Genomic DNA, 17,030 nt, shown 5'->3' on the forward strand with positions numbered 1-17,030 from the left:
TCGAGGGCCGCCCCATCAGGGTCGGCCCTCGACTGCGTAGCGCCATTGGTGGCGCAATCAGGAAGGATGTACCTGTGAGTTCAGGACCGCAGGGCGGAGACCGTCCCCGTCGTAACGAGGACCGCACCGACGGCCCGGCTGGACGCGACCGTGGAGCGCGCCGCGACGACCGGCCCCCGTACCGGGGAGACCGTGACAACGCCGGCGGCGCCCGCGGCGGCTACGCCGGTGGCCGCGAGGGCGGCGCCCGTGGTGGCGACCGCCGTGAGGGTGGCTTCCGAGGCGGCGACCGTGACCGTTCCGGTCCGCCCCGCGAGGGTGGCTTCCGTGGTGGCGACCGCCGTGAGGGCGGTTTCCGGGGTGGCGACCGTGACGGTGGCTTCCGGGGCGGCGACCGCCGCGAGGGTGGCTACCAGGGCGGTGGTGACCGTGGTCGGTCCGGTCCGCCCCGCGAGGGTGGCTTCCGTGGTGGTGACCGCCGTGAGGGCGGCGGCTTCCGCGGTGGCGACCGCGAGGGTGGCTTCCGGGGCAGTGACCGCCGCGAGGGCGGCGGCTTCCGCGGTGGCGACCGCGAGGGTGGCTTCCGGGGCGGAGACCGCCGCGAGGGCGGCGGCTTCCGCGGTGGCGACCGCGAGAGTGGGTTCCGGGGCGGAGAGCGTCGCGAGGGCGGTTTCCGCGACTCGTCGCGCTCCGCTGGTCCGCGCGAGGGCGGCTTCCGTGGTGGCGACCGTGACGGTGGCTTCCGGGGTGGCGAACGTCGCGAAGGCGGTTACCAGGGCGGCGCTGACCGTGGTCGTTCCGGTCCCTCCCGTGAGGGCGGTTTCCGTGGCGGCGACCGTGACGGTGGCTTCCGGGGTGGCGAACGCCGTGAGGGTGGCTTCCGTGGTGGCGACCGCGAGGGTGGTTTCCGTGGTGGCGACCGTCGTGAGGGCGGTTACCAGGGTGGCGGTGACCGTGGTCGTTCCGGTCCGCCCCGTGAGGGTGGCTTCCGGGGCGGCGACCGTGACGGTGGCTTCCGTGGCGGTGACCGTCGTGAGGGTGGCTTCCGTGGTGGCGACCGTGACCGTTCCGGTGCGACCCGCGAGGGTGGCTTCCGTGGCGGTGACCGCCGCGAGGGCGGTTTCCGGGGTGGCGATCGCGAGGGCGGCTTCCGGGGCGGTGACCGTCGTGAGGGTGGCTACCAGGGTGGCGGTGACCGTGGTCGTTCCGGTCCGCCCCGTGAGGGTGGCTTCCGGGGCGGCGACCGCGACGGTGGCTTCCGGGGCGGTGACCGCCGTGAGGGCGGGTTCCGTGGCGGCGACCGCGAGGGCGGGTTCCGAGGCGGCGACCGCCGGCAGGGTGGTGCGCCCCGTGAGGGTGGCTTCCGTAGCGGCGACCGTCGTGAGGGCGGCTTCCGCGGTGGCGACCGTGAGGGTGGCTTCCGGGGCGGCGACCGTCGCGAGGACGACCGCCGCCGCGACGAGCGTGCGGCGGGCCTGGAGGCGTCCGAGGGTGGGCGTAGCGCGGCCCCGGCACTGCCGGACGACATTGTCGCGACCGACCTCGACAAGGACGTCCGTGCCGAACTGCTCTCGCTGAACAAGCCGGTCGCCGAGACCGTGGCCCGGCACCTGGTCGCCACCGGTCAGTTGATCGACGAGGACCCGGCCGAGGCGTTGGCCCACGCGCTGGCCGCCCGGCGGCTGGCGTCGCGCATCGCCTCCGTCCGCGAAGCGGTCGGCCTGGCCGCGTACCACGCGGGGGAGTGGCAGACGGCGATCGCCGAGCTGCGGACGTACCACCGGATGACCGGTTTGCAGAGTCACCTTGCCGTGCTCGCCGACTGTGAGCGTGCGCTCGGCCGGCCGGAGCGGGCCATCGACCTGTACCGGGGTGCCGACCAGGAGAAGCTGGACCCGGCCGTCGCCGTCGAGCTGCTGATCGTCGCCGCCGGCGCACGGGGTGACCTCGGCCAGAAGGACGCCGCGGTCGCGATGCTCCAGGTGCCCGATCTCACCAGCGAGACGACGGCGCCGTGGACGGCGCGTCTCCGCTACGCGTACGCCGACGCGCTGCTCGCGGTGGGTCGGCGTGAGGAGGCCCGCGAGTGGTTCTCCCGCGCCGCCGACGTGGACACCGAGGGCGAGACCGACGCCGCCGAGCGGTTGCTCGAACTCGACGGCGTCGTCATCGAGGGCGACGACGAGGACGAGGCCGAGGAGATCGCCGCCGGTCCGGGCGCGCCGGGCGCCGTGCCGGCGCAGCCGGACACGGACCTGACCGCCGACGACGAGGATGTCGACGACGACGAGGACGACTTCGCCGCGACGGCCGACGACGAGGCTGACGACGAAGAGGACGACGAGGACGACGAGGACTTCGCCGCCGAGGCGGGCGACGAGGACTTCGACGACGACGAGGAGGACCGCGTCACCGGCGGTTCGGCGCGGCACACCGACGCGGCGGACCCCGAGGACGTCGACGGTGACGACGAGGACGTCGACGCCCGCCGTCCGGACCCGGACGACACCGCTGCGGTCCGGACCGCCGACGACGGTGGCCGGGGCGCGGACGGCGAGCGGACCGCCCCCACCCGGGGCGACGAGCCGGAGTCGACGCAGCGGTGAACGCGGACGCCGGGAAGCGGCTGATCGACGGGTACAGCCTGGTCGTCTTTGACCTGGACGGTGTGATCTACCTGATCGACCGGCCGATTCCCGGCGCCGTCGAGGCGGTGGCCCAGCTGCACGCCGAGGGCCGCGCGGTCGCGTACGCCACCAACAACGCCTCACGCCGCTCCAGCGACGTCGCGGACCTGCTGACCGGGATGGGCGTGCCGGCGCGGCCGGAGGAGGTCCTCACCTCCGCCGCCGCAGCGGCCGAGCTGCTGCGCGACCGGCTGCCGGCCGGCGCCGCGGTGCTGGTGGTCGGCGCGGAGGCGTTGCGCGCCGAGCTGCGCGCGGTCGGGCTGACCCCGGTCACCCGCGCCGACGAGAAGCCGGCCGCGGTGGTGCAGGGGTACGGCCCGCAGGTCGGCTGGGCCGAGTTGGCCGAGGCGTCGGTCGCGGTCCGGGCCGGCGCGATCTGGGTCGCCACCAACACCGACCGGACCCTGCCCAGCGCCCGTGGCCCGCTACCCGGCAACGGGTCACTGGTCGCGGTGTTGCGGACCGCGTTGGAACGGGACCCGGACCTGGTGGTCGGCAAGCCGGAGTCGGCGCTGTTCGAGACCGCCGCCCGGCGCGGCGACGGTGGAAAAGCCCTTGTCGTCGGCGATCGACTGGACACCGACATCGAGGGCGCCCGCCGCGCGGGACTGGACAGTCTGCTCGTGCTCACCGGCGTCAGCGGCGTACCCGAGTTGCTCGCGGCCGAGCCGGGGCGGCGGCCCACGTACGTCGCGCGGGACCTGGCGGGGCTCTTCGACCCGGCGGCGGCGGTGCGGGTCCCGGGCCCGACGGACGCCGGCGGCTGGTCCGTCACGGACCGCGACGGGACGCTGGAGCTGGCCGGCGACGGCCAGGCGCTGGACGCCCTGGCGGCCCTCTGCGCGGCGGCCTGGGCGGCCCCGACACTGCCGGCGATCCGCCCGGCGGGCCCGGCCGCGGCCGCCGCCCTGAAGAGCTTCGGGCTGACCGCGCAGGCGTGAGGCCGGGCCACGGAGACGTGGGCCGGCCACGAAGGCGCGCGGCGGAGCGGCGACGCTTGAAGCCGGGCACCGGCGACGCGCGGGCGACCCGCTAGAGGAGCTTGCGCAGCTTCATCAGGTCGAACGGGTTGGCCTTGATCGACACCCGGCGGGAGGTGACCGCCCTGGTGACGTCCAGGTCGCCACGGACCAGGGCGAGCAGGTCGTCGCTGGACGTGCTCAACGCGATCTTGGCCTTCGGGTCGTCTCCGTCGGCCAGCTCGACCAGCCGGCCGCCGCTGATCCGTCCGTGGAAGGCCGTGTCCAGATCGGTGATCCGGCAGGCCAGGGTGCGCTCCAGGTCGATACGCTCCCGAACCGTCTCGGCGTTGCGGTCCAACCGGGCGGCCAGCTCCTGCAACGCCTGCCGGCACTCGTCCACGCTGGCCACATGTCCCCCTCGCCGATTGCCTCGCCGTCCCCGGCACCGTACCGCACGGGACAGTCCGGGGTGCCCGGTAGCGTGACACCTGCAGACCCCGCCCGACGGAAGGACCAAGGCATGCAGGACGCGTGGCGCGCCTACCTCGAACTGGCCCTGGGCCTGGCGGAGGCGCCCCGGAAGAAGGCGCAGGAAGCGGTGCGCCGGGTCGTCGGCACGGGCGGGGCGACCGCGGCCCAGTTGCAGGCGCTCGCCGAGGAGCTGGTCAGCACCAGCGCCGCCAACCGGGAGGCGTTGACCAAGCTGGTCCGCTTCGAGGTCGACCGGGCCCTCGGCGCGGTCGGTCTGGCCACGGCCGACGAGGTGGCCGAGCTGACCCGGCGGGTACGCGACCTGGAACGGCAACTGCGCGAGGCGCGGGCCACCGAGCCACCCGCCGCGACGACGGCCGGCGGCCCGTCCGCCGCCCCGACGCCTGCCGCCGAGCCCGTGCCACAGCCCGACCCGACCCGCGCCGCGCCGCCCGCTGACGGCCTGGTGCCGTCCGACGGCCCCGCCGGAGCGCCGGTCGCCCAGCAGGCCGCGCCGCCCGTCGCCAAGAAGGCCGCCGCGCCCGTCGCCAAGAAGGCGATCGCGAAGAAGGCCGTCGCGAAGAAGGCCATCGCCCGCAAGCCTCCCGCGACGATCAGCCGGACCGGCGACGAGACGCCGACGCCGGTCAGCCAGGACGACACCCCGACTCCGGCGGCCATGCCGGCGAAGAAGGCCGTCCGCAAGCGCCGTCCGGACGGTGCGTCGTGAGCGACGCGGCACGCCCGGGCCCACCCGGGGGCTTCCGACCGGGCCCGCCACCGGCCGGCTCGTTCGCGGCCCGCCCGGGTCCGCCGCCCGGCACCCGCCCGGGTCCGCCTGCCGACCTGACGGTCGGCGCCGACGACGCGGCGAGCCACCCGGCGGTCGAGGCCGCCGTGCGGGCCATGGACAACGCGGCGGCGCTCGCCCCGGCCGACCAGATCGCGCAGTACGAGGCGGCGTACGAGACGCTGCGCGAGACCCTCGCCACCATCGACCAGACCTGAGCAGGGCGATTCCGCCCGACGGACCGGAGAAACACGCATGGCACGTCGCAACCGGCTGGACGCCGAACTCGTCCGTCGCGGGCTGGCCCGCTCGCGTGAGCAGGCCGCCGCGCTGGTCGAGGCCGGCCGGGTCCAGCTGCGCGGAGTGCCCGCGCGCAAGGCCGCCGCGATGGTCGACCCCGCCGACCCGCTGCTGGTCACCGGCGACGACCCGACCGAGGAGTACGTCTCCCGGGGCGGCCACAAGCTCGCCGGAGCCCTCGCCGCGTTCGGTGGGCTGCGCGTCGCCGGCCGCCGCTGCCTGGACGCCGGGGCCTCGACCGGGGGCTTCACCGACGTGCTGCTGCGCGCCGATGCCGCCGAGGTGGTGGCCGTGGACGTCGGCTACGGGCAGCTCGCCTGGTCGCTACGGACCGACGAGCGCGTCCGGGTCCTGGAACGCACAAACGTCCGTACCCTCGTTCCGGACACGATCGGCGGACCGGTCGACCTGACGGTGGCCGACCTGTCGTTCATCTCGCTGCGGCTGGTGCTGCCGGCGTTGGCCGGCTGCACCCGGGCGGACGGCGACCTGGCGTTGATGGTGAAGCCGCAGTTCGAGGTGGGCAAGGAGCGGGTCGGGGCCGGCGGTGTGGTCCGCGACCCGGCGCTGCGTGCCGAGGCGGTGCTCGACGTGGCCGCCGCCGCGACCCAGCTCGGCCTCGGCCTGGCGGACGTGGCGGCCAGCCCGCTGCCGGGCCCCAGCGGCAACGTCGAGTTCTTCGTATGGTTGCGCCGGGGCGCGCCGGCGGCCGACCCGCAGCGGGTACGGGCCGTGGTGGACGCCGGGCCGGACGGTGTGACGACGGCCGGCGACGTGCCGGGCGTGGCGGCGGAGGAGGTCGCAGGGTGAGCGCGTACAGCGAGCGGCGCGCGACGGCACGCGGGCGTGCCGGAGCGCGGGCGTCCGGCCGTGCGGTCGCGGACGGGCGGGTGGCCCGATGAGCCGCACGGCGCTGCTGGTGACCCACACCGGTCGTCGGCGTAGCACCGAGCACGCCCGGTCGGTCGCCGCCGACCTCATCGCCGCGGGATTCGAGGTACGGGTCGTCGCCGACGAAGCCGAGGATCTCGACCTGCCCGGTGTGGTCCCCGTCGCCGGCCCGGAAGCCGCCGAGGGCGCCGAGATCGTCTTCGCGCTGGGCGGGGACGGCACGTTCCTGCGCGCGGCCGAGCTGGCGCGCCCGGCGAAGGCGCCGCTGCTCGGCATCAACCTCGGCAAGGTCGGGTTCCTCGCCGAAGCGGAGATCGACGACCTGGACACCGCGGTCCGCGACGTCGTCGAGCGCAACTACACCGTGCACGAGCGGCTGACGCTCGACGTCACGGCCGAGTTCGACGGCGGTCCGACCATCGAGTCGTGGGCGCTCAACGAGATCAGCGTCGAGAAGGGCGAACGGGCGCAGATGCTCGAACTCCTCGTCGACGTGGACGGCCGTCCGCTGTCCCGCTACGGCTGCGACGGCGTGGTCTGCGCCACCCCGACCGGCTCCACCGCGTACGCGTTCTCCGGCGGCGGCCCGGTCGTCTGGCCGGAGGTGGAGGCCCTGCTGCTGGTACCGATCAGCGCGCACGCGCTGTTCAGCCGTCCACTGGTCACCGCACCCACGTCCACGTTCGTCATCACCGTCGACCCGTTCACCACCCTCGCCGTGCTCGCCTGCGACGGCCGGCGGGTGTACGACCTGCCGCCGGGCGCCCGGGTGACCGTGCGGCGCGGGGCCCTGCCGGTGCGCATCGTGCGGCTGCGGGCCCGCCCGTTCACCGACCGGCTGGTCGCCAAGTTCGGCCTGCCGGTGCACGGTTGGCGGGGCAGCCGCCGGTGACGGTGGCGCACACCGTCGGTGTCCGGCGGTTGTCCACCTGACGACATGTCGCCGCTACGGCGGCGAGCGGCTAGTGACCTGGTTGTGCGCTGCGTCGCAGACTCCGATCGGTCCCCATCCACGGATGTCGGGCCCGAAGGAGTGAAGGAGCGCATCGCATGCACTGGTCCCCCCGCTGGCTCAGCGCCGGCGCGGTCGGCGCGTTGGTGGTCGGCCTCGCCGCGCCGGCGTCCGCCGAGCCGCCCGTCCGGCCCACCGGCCCGAGCCTGGGCGCGTCCGCCCCGGCCGTCGCGCCCGTCCGCATCACCCTCATCACCGGCGATCAGGTCGAGTTGTCGCCGGCCGCGCCGGGCCGGGTCGCCGCCACCGTACGCCCGGGACCCGGGCGGGAGCGGATCCTCTTCCAGACCCTGGAGGTCGACGGCGGGCTGCGGGTCCTGCCCAGCGACGTCACGCCCTACATCTCCAGCGGCGTCCTCGACGCCAACCTGTTCGACGTGCAGGAGTTGGCCGCCGACGGCTACGGCGACGCCGCGCAGGGCGCGCTGCCGCTGATCGTGCGCTACCAGGAGCCGTCCGCCGGCCGGGTCCGGCCGCTCGGCGGCGTCACCGACGCCCGGCCCCTGCCGAGCATCAACGGTGCCGCCGTACGGGTCGGCAAGGCCGACCTGGGTGGGCTGTGGACCACCCTCGCCGGCACGCCGACGACCCGGACCGTGACTCCTCGGCTGGGCGGCGGCATCGCCCGGGTCTGGCTGGACGGTCGGGTGCGTCCGACGTTGGAGCACAGCGTCCCGCAGATCGGCGCTCCGGCGGCCTGGGCGGCCGGCCGCGACGGCAGTGGCGTGACGGTGGCCGTGCTCGACACCGGCGTCGACGCCACCCACCCCGACCTGGCCGGGCGGATCGCTGAGGCGCGGGACTTCTCCGGCAGCGGCAGCGCCCGCGACGGTCACGGCCACGGCACCCACGTCGCCGCCACCATCGCGGGCAGCGGAGCGGCGTCGGAGGGGTTGCGCAAGGGCGTCGCCCCGGGCACGCGGCTGCTGGTCGGCAAGGTGCTCGACGACGGCGGCTCCGGCTACGACTCGGCCATCATCGCCGGCATGGAGTGGGCCGCCCACTCCGGCGCGAAGGTCGTCAGCATGAGCCTCGGCGGTGGCCCGACCGACGGCACCGACCCGATGAGCCAGGCGGTGAACGACCTGACCGCCGAGACCGGCGCGCTGTTCGTGATCGCCGCCGGCAACTCCGGCCAGGCGCGGAGCGTCAACGCGCCGGGCGCGGCCACGGCGGCGCTGACCGTCGGCGCCGTCGACCGGGACGACAACCTCGCGGACTTCTCCAGCCGGGGCCCCCGCGTCGGTGACAACGGCATCAAGCCCGAGATCACCGCGCCGGGCGTGGGCATCGTCGCCGCGCGGGCCGCCGGCACCACCATGGGTACGCCGGTCGGCGACGCCTACACGGCCGCGTCCGGGACGTCCATGGCCACCCCGCACGTCGCGGGCGCGGCCGCGATCCTCGCCCAGGACCACCCGGACTGGAAGGCCGGCACGCTCAAGGACGCGCTGGTCAGCACCACCAAGGGGAACCCGGCCCTGACCGTCTTCGAGCAGGGCGGCGGTCGGGTGGACGTGGCGCGGGCGCTCACCCAACGGGTGTACGCGTCGGCCACCGCCGACTTCGGCCGGGTCAGCACCGGCGGAGCGGTGGTCGAGCGCAGTGTGACGTACACCAATGGCACGTCCGTCGCGCGGACCCTGCGGCTGGCCCTGGAGCTGCGCAATCTGGACAGCGGCGCGGCCGAGACCGACGGCGTCGCCGTCGGCTCGGGCGAGGTGACCGTGCCGGCCGGCGGCAGCGTGGCCGTGCCACTGCGCGCCGACCCGGCGAAGCTGGCCCGGGGCCCGCACGGAGGATGGCTGGTGGCGACCGGCGCGGACGGCGTAGCCGTGCGCACGCCGGTCGGGCTCACCGTCAGCGGACCGCAGCACGACGTCACGATCAAGGTGCTGGGCCGGCAGGGTCAGCCGACTCTTTCGCCCGCCCTGACCCTCTTCGGTGAGCAGCCCGAGTCGGACTACTGGGGCTGGTGGCCGGGCGAGGGCACCCTGCGGGTCGAGGAGGGCAGCTACCTGCTGACCGCGCTGGTCGAGCACGGCGCTCCGCTGGACGAGCAGCTGACCCAGACCGTCGAACCCGAGCTCACCGTCGACCGGGACCTGACCGTCGTGCTGGACGCCCGCAAGGGCACGCCGGTACGCGTCGAGACGCCCAAGCCCAGCGAACAGCGGGCCACGCTCAGCTTCTACGTGCACCGGGTGCTGGGCAACGGCCGGCAGATCGACCACGGCGTGATGGCGTACAGCACCGTTCAGCAGGTCAACGTCACGCCGACCCGTCCGGTGCGCCACGGCGAGTTCGAGTTCGCCTCCCGCTGGCAGCTCGTCGCGCCCATGGTGGACGCCACCGTCACCGGCGTGTCCGGACCGTCGGACATCAACCTGCTGGGCGCGTCCCCGGCGCCGACCGGGCGACACAAGCTGCCGCTGGTCTGGGCGGGCACCGGAACACCCGGCGAGCTGACCCGGGTGCGGGGCGCGGCCGTGCTGCTCGCCACCGACCCGGACCGCAGCGAGGAGGAACAGGTGGCCGCGGTCGCGGCGGCCGGCGCGGCGGCGGTGCTGATCGTCCGCCCCGAGGACCAGAGCGCGTGGACGGTCTGGCGGCCGGCGGGGGAGCGGCTGCCGATCCCGGCGATGGCCGTGGCGTACGACGACGGGCAGCGGCTGATCGCGGCGGCGCGCACGGGTCGCGCGACGCTGGACCTGACCCTGACCGTGGACAGCCCCTACCTGTACGACGTGTGGCAGGTGTCGAAGGGGCGGGTGCCGGAGCGCATCGTGCACACGGTGACCGCGAAGAACACCGCCGAGGTGACCGCGCGCTACGGCGACACGGGCGCGGGTTGGGCCACCGAGGAGCGGTTCGGCTGGCGTCCGTGGCAGGAGTACGCCTGGAACGACGACCAGCGCCTGGTCCACAACGGCACCACCCGGCAGGAGTTCGTGAGCGCCGGTGACAACTGGTGGCAGCACCGGGTGCTGCACAAGCAGATGTTCATGCAGTGGGGACAGTTGACCGGCGGCCTCACCCAGGAGCCCCGGCGGTACGCCGCCGACGACCGGGAGACCGAGTCCTGGCACGCCCCGGTGGTCCGGCCGGCCGTGCCGGCGAGCGGCGCGCCGGTGCCGACGCGGACCGGGGACGTCCTCGACGTACGGGTGCCCGAGTTCGTCGACGCCGACGGGCACTACAGCGTGGCGGGCACCAGCGAGGAGTCGGACGGCGTCGAGGTCCGCCTCAGCCGGGACGGACGGCAGATCGCCGACCTGTCCGACGGGTGGACGCCGGTGCCGACCACGGCGGGACCGTCCCGTTACCGCCTCGACCTGACGACGCGACGGGCCTCGGACGAGTGGCGTTACGGCACCCGGACGGACACGGCGTGGCAGTTCACCTCGGCCCGTCCGGCGGGTGACGCGGCCAGCCCGCTGTCGCTGTTGCAGGTGGACTACCGGGTGCCGGCCGACCTGCTCGGCACCGTGCCCGGCAACCGCCCGCACCAGGTGGGGCTGACCCTGCGCCAGCCCGCCGGGTTGCCCGCCCCGAAGGGCGCCGGCGTGACCGTGCAGGTCTCCTTCGACGAGGGCGTCACCTGGCGGTCCGTACCGACCCACGGGTCGGGCCTCCGCTGGACGGCGACCGTGCCGGCCGGACGCGGGACGGTGTCACTGCGGGTGCACGCCGCCGACCGGGCCGGGAACACCGTCGACCAGACGGTGCTGCGGGCGTACGGGCTGCGCTGACCGCCGGCCCGGCCGGGCCCACCGTCACCGCGACGGTGGGCCCGGCCGCGTCCGTCGTCGCGCGACGGTCGCATCGCCAGGTCAGAGCCAGCCGCGTCGGGCCACCTGGAACGCCAGCCCCGGCCGGGTGTCGACACCGGCGACGTCCATCAGGTCGGCGAGCCGCCGCTGCACGGTGCGGCGGCTCACCCCGAGCTGGGAGGCGATGGACTTGTCCGGTACGCCGGCCACGAACAGCGACAACAGGCGGGCCTCGTCGGCGTCGGGTCGGTAGCCGTCGGCCGGACGGTCGTCGCCGGCGTCGCGGCGGTCGCCGTTGGAGCCGCTGTCGCGGCGGTGTTCGGTCGCCGCGACGGCGAGTGGGTCGTCGAGTCGCAGCCGGGTGGCGAGCCGCCAGTGACTCTCGAAGAGAGCCAGCAGCGCGTCGAGCAGTTGGCTGCGGCCGATCACCGCGGCGCTCGGCTCGCCGCCGTCCCGGTCGGGCACCAGCGGGCAGATGGCGGTACGCCCGTCCACGATGGCCAGTCGGACCGGTAGCCGGTCCAGCACCCGGGCCTGCTCACCGGCGGCGACCCCTTTGGCCAGGTCGGCCAGCGCGCCCGGTTCCAGCAGCAGGTCCCGTTCGTAGATGGCGCGGTAGCTGACCCCGCGGGCGAGGGCGTCGAACTCCTCGACGTTCTCCGGGCCGGCCATCGCGAGGGGGTTGGCCCGGCAGAACCACAGCACCTCCTCGCGGGCCGAGTTCTGCAGGTCACGCAGCCGGTCGCGGAGCGTACGACCGCCGCGGATCACCTCGACCAGATGGTCGACGTGGTGACGGCGCAGGCCGGTCCGGTACTCCTCGGCCAGTTGGGTGACCCGACGGCGGGCCGCCTCCAGGTCTTCCTGACGGCGCAGCAGCGTGGCGCCGAGGGCGACGTCCGGTGCGGTGGGGTAGAGCGGGGCGTCCGGAGCGTCGCCGGTGGGCTGCACGAGACCCTTGGCCCGCAACGCCTCGACCTGCTCGGCGACCTGCGCCCGGGGCCAGCCGAGCCGGCGGACCAGTTCGTCGGGGCGGGCCGTGGTGAGCTGGAGCAGGCAGCGGTAGAGCTCCTCCTCGGCGGGAGTCAGGCCGATCACGTCCAACACGGGGCAAGACTGTACGTCGGCCAGGTCACGGCCGCACCGGGGCCCGGTCGTGGGGCCCGTCGGCTGGTCAACTGTCGGCCCTCGCGTCTACTGTCGGTTGCTGTGCTGGAAGAGCTGCGCATCACCGGACTCGGCGTCATCGAGGACACCACGCTGCCGTTGACCGGCGGGATGAACGTGATCACCGGCGAGACCGGTGCCGGCAAGACGATGGTGGTCACCGGCCTCGGCCTGCTCTTCGGCGGCCGGGCCGACGCCGGGCGGGTCCGTGCCCAGCCGGGCCGGGCCGTGGTCGAGGGTCGGCTGCGCCTCGCCGGGCGGGTCGCCGACGCGGTGCACGCCCGGATCGGCGACGCCGGTGGCGAGCCCGACGAGGACGGCTCGCTGCTGCTGAGCCGTACGGTGACCGTGGAGGGCCGCTCGCGGGCCCACCTGGGCGGCCGGAGCATGCCCGTGTCGATGCTCGGTGAGGTCGGCGAGCAGGCGGTGGCCGTGCACGGTCAGTCCGACCAGTTGCGCCTGCTGCGCCCGGCCGAGCAGCGGGCCGCCCTGGACCGGTTCGCCGGGCCGGCGCACGAGAAGCTGCTCGACGCGCTGCGCGAGGCGTACACCGGTTGGCGACGGATCGTCGACGACCTGGCCGACCGGCGGCGCAACGCGCGCGAGCGCAACCAGGAGGCCGACCTGCTGCGGCTCGGCCTCGACGAGATCACCCGGGTGGACCCGCAGCCCGGCGAGGACGACGAGCTCAAGACCGAGGCGCAGCGACTGGAGCACGCCGAGGGTCTGCGCACGGCCGCGCAGCTGGCCCAGCAGTGCGTGGCGGGTGGCGCGGAGGTGGCCGACGAGACGCCGGACGCGGCGTCGCTGCTCGGCACTGCCCGGCGCACCCTGGAGGCGCAGGCCGGCACCGATCCCGCGCTGGGCGAGTTGGCGGCCCGCCTGGAGGAGGCGGCCACCCTGGTCACCGACGTGTCGGCGGAGCTGTCGGCGTACCTGGCGACGCTGGACGCGGACCCGGCCCGGTTGCAGCACGTCTACGAGCGGCGGGCGGCGTTGCGCACGTTGACCCGCAAGTACGCCGACGACGTCGACGGGGTCGTCGCCTGGGCCGAGCGGGCCCGGACCCGACTGTCCGACCTGGACACCTCCGACGACCTGCTCGACGAGCTGGACCGCGAGGGGCAGCGACTGGCCGCGGAGGTGGCCGACCTGGCCGCCCGGGTGTCGGTGTCCCGGCAGGAGGCGGCGGTCCGCTTCGCCGACCAGGTCACCGTCGAGTTGGCCGGTCTGGCGATGCCGCACGCCCGGATCGAGGTGGCGGTGCTGCCCCGACCGGCGGGGCGGGCCGAGCCGTCGTTGACGGTCAACGGCGTCGAGGTGGGCGTCGCGGCCGACGGCGGCGACGAGGTGGAGTTGCGGCTGCTGGCTCACCCGGGCGCGCCGTCGTTGCCGTTGCAGCGCGGCGCCTCCGGCGGTGAGCTGTCCCGGGTGATGCTCGCCATCGAGGTGGTCTTCGCCGGCTCCGGCGGCCCGCCCACGCTGGTCTTCGACGAGGTCGACGCGGGTGTCGGCGGTCAGGCCGCGGTGGAGATCGGTCGTCGGCTGGCCCGGCTGGCCCGCAGTCACCAGGTGTTGGTCGTCACGCACCTGCCGCAGGTGGCCGCGTTCGCCGACCGGCACCTGGTGGTGGCGAAGGACACCGGCGGCGCGGTGACCACCAGCGGCGTACGGGTCGTGGAGGACACCGAACGTGCCCGGGAACTGGCCCGGATGCTGGCCGGTTTGCCCGATTCGGATCTGGGTATCGCTCACGCCGAGGAGCTGCTGGCGGTCGCGGCGAAGGAAAGGCGGTTGTGACGCCGCGTATTGTGGGCGCAAGCACACCGGCTCGCGCCGGCGTGTGCTTCCCTGGGTAGGCGGCCCTGCTCAGGCATGTCGCGACAGAAAAGCCTGCCTCACATGCCAGGATGGTCACGATGCGTCTACCCACGTTGCGCCGGAACCGGAATGCCGAACCGGGCAGAGTCCTCGGCACCGCGCGCCTTGATCGCCGAACGAAACGCCTGGTCGGCCGGCTTCGCCCCGGCGACATCGCGGTCATCGACCACGTCGACCTGGACCGGGTGGCGGCCGACTCGTTGGTCGCTGTCGGTGTCGGCGCGGTCCTCAACGCCAAGCCGTCGGTCTCCGGCCGCTATCCCAACCTCGGCCCGGAGGTGTTGATCGCCGCCGGCATCCCGCTCCTGGACGATCTCGGCGAGGGCGTCTTCGAGCGCATCCGCGAGGGCGACCAGGTGCGCATCGAGGGCAACACCGTGTTCGCGGGCGAGGAGCCGGTGGCGCACGGCACCCTGCAGGACGCCGAGTCGGTCGCCAAGGCGATGTCCGACGCCCGGGAGGGGCTGTCGGTGCAGTTGGAGGCGTTCGCCGCCAACACGATGGACTACCTGCGCCAGGAGCGCGACCTGCTGCTCGACGGTGTGGGCGTACCGGACATCCAGACCCAGATCCAGGGCCGGCACTGCCTGATCGTGGTGCGCGGCTACGACTACAAGGCCGACCTGGACGTGCTGCGCCCGTACATCCGGGAGTTCAAGCCGGTGCTGATCGGCGTGGACGGCGGCGCGGACGCGCTGGTCGAGGCCGGTTACACCCCCGACATGATCATCGGGGACATGGATTCGGTCACCGACGACGTGCTGCGCTGCGGCGCCGAGGTGATCGTGCACGCCTACCCGGACGGCCGGGCGCCCGGCCTGCCCCGGGTCAACGGGCTCGGCGTCCCGGCGATCACCTTCCCGGCCGCCGCGACCAGCGAGGACCTGGCAATGCTGCTGGCCGACGAGAAGGGCGCCTCCCTCCTGGTCGCGGTCGGCACCCACGCCACCCTCGTCGAGTTCCTCGACAAGGGCCGCGGCGGAATGGCCTCGACGTTCCTGACCCGGCTGAAGGTCGGCGGCAAGCTGGTCGACGCCAAGGGCGTGAGCCGGCTCTACCGGCAGAGCATCTCCGGTTCGTCGTTGTTGCTGCTGGTGCTCTCGGCGATCGCGGCGATGGCCTCCGCGGTGGCGGTCTCCACCGTCGGTAAGGCGTACCTGGGTGTGGTCGCCGAATGGTGGGACAATTTCGTGTTCCAGCTGTACCGGCTCTTCTAGTTCCCGACCGATCAAGAGGCTGCAAGCGTGATCAACTTCCGCTACCACGTGGTGTCCCTCACCGCGGTCTTCCTGGCTCTGGCGATCGGCCTGGTGGTCGGCACCGCCGCCCTCAACGGGCCGGTCGCCGACTCGCTCAAGCAGCAGGTCACCGGGCTGCGTAAGGACAACCAGCAGTGGCGCCAGCAGGTCGCCAACATGGAGAAGCAGCTCGGTCTGGAGGAGGAGTTCGCCGAGGAGATGTCGCAGGTGGTCCTGCCGGGCACCCTCAGCGGACGCCGGGTGGTGGTGCTCAGCCTGCCGAACGGACGTGACCACACCGAGGGTGTGCTCAAGAAGCTCCAGCTCGCCGGCGCCACCATCACCGGTCGGGTGGACCTGCAGGACAAGTTCATCAACCCGGACAACAACTCGAACCTGCTGGAACTGGCCGTCACCGCGGCCCGACCGACCGCGCAGACCACCGGCCTGCCGGGCAACGGGCACGGGGTGGAGACCTCCAGCGCGCTGCTGGCCAGCGTCCTGCTGGACCGGGCCCAGGGCACCGCGCCGGTCAGCGACGCCGACCGACGGGCGGTGCTCGCCGCGTACAACAACGCCGGCTACCTGACCACCGACAACAACAAGGTCACCGGTCCGGCGGAGGCGGTCGTCGTGGTCAGCGGTCAGCCGTACGTCGACAAGGACTCCGAGAAGCGGGACGAGTCGGTCGTCAAGATCGCCGAACAGTTCGACCGGACCGGGGCGATCGTGGTGGGCGGCAACGGCTCCGCCGGCGGCAACGTGGTGTCCGTGGTCCGGGGTGACCCGGTGCTGTCGCAGACCATCTCGACCGTCGACAACGCCAACACCGTCCAGGGGCAACTGGTCACCAGCCTGGCCCTGGTGCAGCAGCTCACCGAGAAGAAGGCCGGCCAGTACGGCGTCGGCGACAACGCCGCGTCCCTGCTGCCTAGACTGCCCCAGTGAGCGAACGACGTACCGCCGTGTCCGTAATTGACGAGGTGCCGGCATGAGCACGCTGGGTCGGCTGCTGGTCGCCGCCGCCGGAGCGGCCGCCGCCCGGTACGCGCTGCGCGAGGTGCGGACCGCCCCGGTGGGTCCGGCGCTGGAGCGCACCAACTTCCGGGGCCGGACGGTGACCCTCGCCGCCGGTCCGGCGCTGGCGGCCGGCGCGACCGCCGCGGGCGCGTTCGGTGCGACGAGCGCCGCCTCCGGTGGCGCCGCCCTGGTCGCCGGTCTCGGCGCCGGCGGTGTCGGGCTCTACGACGACGTGGTCGGGGCGCGACCGGAGCAGAAGGCGGCCAAGGGCTTCGCCGGGCACCTCGCCGCGCTGCGCGAGGGGCGGGTCACCGCCGGGCTCGTGAAGGTGGTCGGGGTGGGCGCGGCCGGGCTGGGCGCCGCCGCGCTGCTCGCCGCCGACCCCCGCGTCGCCGCGCACCCGCGCCGGCAGCGCCAGGGCGCGTTCGGTCGGGGCGTGGACGTGCTGCTCGGCGCCGGCGTGATCGCCGGCACCGCCAACCTGCTCAACCTGCTCGACCTGCGACCCGGCCGGGCCATCAAGTCCGGGCTGCTGCTGGGCGCGCCGCTGACCGGCGGTCCGCACGGCGGGATCGCCGCCGGCACCGTCGGCGCCGCCGCCGGCCTGCTCGGCGACGACCTGTCCGAGGACGTCATGGTCGGCGACAGCGGCGCGAACGCGCTCGGCGCGCTGCTCGGCGTCGCGCTAGCCGCCCGCAGCGGCCCACTGGGCCGCGCCGGCCTGCTCGCCGTGCTGGCCGGGCTCACCGCCGCCAGCGAGAAGGTCAGCTTCACGGCGGTGATCCAGCGGACCCCGGGTCTGCGGGAGCTCGACGCACTGGGCCGGCGCACCGACTGA

Annotated in this window: 14 protein-coding genes; 11 read left to right on the forward strand and 3 right to left on the reverse strand. The window is 74.6% G+C overall.

Features of this window, described 5'->3' with window-relative positions; genetic code table 11:
- Positions 1-80 precede the first annotated feature (80 nt).
- Positions 81-1,610, reverse strand: coding sequence for a hypothetical protein (locus tag AC3EN4_RS27540; protein WP_435209003.1), 1,530 nt, complete (start codon positions 1,608-1,610; stop codon positions 81-83).
- Here AC3EN4_RS27540 and AC3EN4_RS27545 point away from each other — a divergent pair.
- Both AC3EN4_RS27545 and AC3EN4_RS27550 read left to right on the forward strand, forming a co-directional pair.
- Complete coding sequence (locus AC3EN4_RS27545) at positions 1,599-2,606, forward strand: tetratricopeptide repeat protein (protein ID WP_435209005.1); 1,008 nt, start codon at positions 1,599-1,601, stop codon at positions 2,604-2,606. The two genes, AC3EN4_RS27540 and AC3EN4_RS27545, sit on opposite strands and share 12 nt — an antisense overlap.
- The gene (locus tag AC3EN4_RS27550; protein WP_435209006.1) at positions 2,603-3,628 is read left to right on the forward strand and encodes an HAD-IIA family hydrolase; all 1,026 of its coding nucleotides are present in this window, start codon (positions 2,603-2,605) and stop codon (positions 3,626-3,628) included. Before AC3EN4_RS27545 ends, AC3EN4_RS27550 begins: the two co-directional genes overlap by 4 nt.
- 91 nt (positions 3,629-3,719) lie before the next feature.
- On the opposite strand, the gene AC3EN4_RS27555 is transcribed toward AC3EN4_RS27550, so the two are convergent.
- Positions 3,720-4,058 (reverse strand): SCP2 sterol-binding domain-containing protein, encoded by a 339-nt coding sequence (locus tag AC3EN4_RS27555; protein WP_422739659.1) that lies wholly within the window; start codon positions 4,056-4,058, stop codon positions 3,720-3,722.
- Between the two features lie 111 nt (positions 4,059-4,169).
- On the opposite strand from AC3EN4_RS27555, the gene AC3EN4_RS27560 reads away from it, so the two are divergent.
- The 5 genes from AC3EN4_RS27560 to AC3EN4_RS27580 all read left to right on the forward strand — a co-directional run bounded on the left by AC3EN4_RS27560 (position 4,170) and on the right by AC3EN4_RS27580 (position 10,865).
- Complete coding sequence (locus AC3EN4_RS27560; protein ID WP_435209008.1) at positions 4,170-4,850, forward strand: phasin family protein; 681 nt, start codon at positions 4,170-4,172, stop codon at positions 4,848-4,850.
- Positions 4,847-5,128, forward strand: coding sequence for a hypothetical protein (locus tag AC3EN4_RS27565; RefSeq protein WP_435209010.1), 282 nt, complete (start codon positions 4,847-4,849; stop codon positions 5,126-5,128). Before AC3EN4_RS27560 ends, AC3EN4_RS27565 begins: the two co-directional genes overlap by 4 nt.
- Before the next feature lie 37 nt (positions 5,129-5,165).
- Positions 5,166-6,020: a TlyA family RNA methyltransferase gene (locus AC3EN4_RS27570; protein WP_435209011.1), complete on the forward strand. Its 855-nt coding sequence runs from the start codon at positions 5,166-5,168 to the stop codon at positions 6,018-6,020.
- Between the two features lie 88 nt (positions 6,021-6,108).
- Entirely contained in the window at positions 6,109-6,993 is an 885-nt protein-coding gene (locus tag AC3EN4_RS27575) for an NAD kinase (RefSeq protein ID WP_421476068.1), read from the forward strand.
- Positions 6,994-7,151: 158 nt separating this feature from the next.
- Complete coding sequence (locus AC3EN4_RS27580; RefSeq protein WP_435209013.1) at positions 7,152-10,865, forward strand: S8 family peptidase; 3,714 nt, start codon at positions 7,152-7,154, stop codon at positions 10,863-10,865.
- 81 nt (positions 10,866-10,946) lie between these two features.
- On the opposite strand, the gene AC3EN4_RS27585 is transcribed toward AC3EN4_RS27580, so the two are convergent.
- Positions 10,947-11,993 (reverse strand): helix-turn-helix domain-containing protein, encoded by a 1,047-nt coding sequence (locus AC3EN4_RS27585; protein WP_435209015.1) that lies wholly within the window; start codon positions 11,991-11,993, stop codon positions 10,947-10,949.
- Positions 11,994-12,095: 102 nt separating this feature from the next.
- On the opposite strand from AC3EN4_RS27585, the gene recN reads away from it, so the two are divergent.
- The 4 genes from recN (at position 12,096) to AC3EN4_RS27605 (ending at position 17,030) form a co-directional block, all read left to right on the forward strand.
- Positions 12,096-13,853, forward strand: coding sequence for a DNA repair protein RecN (gene recN / locus AC3EN4_RS27590; RefSeq protein ID WP_422739665.1), 1,758 nt, complete (start codon positions 12,096-12,098; stop codon positions 13,851-13,853).
- Between the two features lie 119 nt (positions 13,854-13,972).
- Positions 13,973-15,151, forward strand: coding sequence for a putative cytokinetic ring protein SteA (steA, locus tag AC3EN4_RS27595; protein WP_435209017.1), 1,179 nt, complete (start codon positions 13,973-13,975; stop codon positions 15,149-15,151).
- A gap of 27 nt (positions 15,152-15,178) precedes the next feature.
- Positions 15,179-16,120, forward strand: a complete 942-nt coding sequence (locus AC3EN4_RS27600) for a copper transporter (RefSeq protein WP_435209018.1) — start codon at positions 15,179-15,181, stop codon at positions 16,118-16,120.
- A gap of 43 nt (positions 16,121-16,163) precedes the next feature.
- Complete coding sequence (locus AC3EN4_RS27605) at positions 16,164-17,030, forward strand: hypothetical protein (protein ID WP_435209020.1); 867 nt, start codon at positions 16,164-16,166, stop codon at positions 17,028-17,030.

The sequence above is a fragment of the Micromonospora sp. bgisy143 genome (genome assembly GCF_057708145.1).

Excerpts from the sequence above, each read along its gene's own strand:
- AC3EN4_RS27560 (WP_435209008.1), top strand. The coding sequence starts at position 4,170 with ATGCAGGACGCGTGGCGCGCCTACCTCGAACTGGCCCTGGGCCTGGCG.
- AC3EN4_RS27570 (WP_435209011.1), top strand. The coding sequence starts at position 5,166 with ATGGCACGTCGCAACCGGCTGGACGCCGAACTCGTCCGTCGCGGGCTG.
- AC3EN4_RS27575 (WP_421476068.1), top strand. The coding sequence starts at position 6,109 with ATGAGCCGCACGGCGCTGCTGGTGACCCACACCGGTCGTCGGCGTAGC.
- AC3EN4_RS27580 (WP_435209013.1), top strand. The coding sequence starts at position 7,152 with ATGCACTGGTCCCCCCGCTGGCTCAGCGCCGGCGCGGTCGGCGCGTTG.
- steA (WP_435209017.1), top strand. The coding sequence starts at position 13,973 with ATGCGTCTACCCACGTTGCGCCGGAACCGGAATGCCGAACCGGGCAGA.
- AC3EN4_RS27605 (WP_435209020.1), top strand. The coding sequence starts at position 16,164 with ATGAGCACGCTGGGTCGGCTGCTGGTCGCCGCCGCCGGAGCGGCCGCC.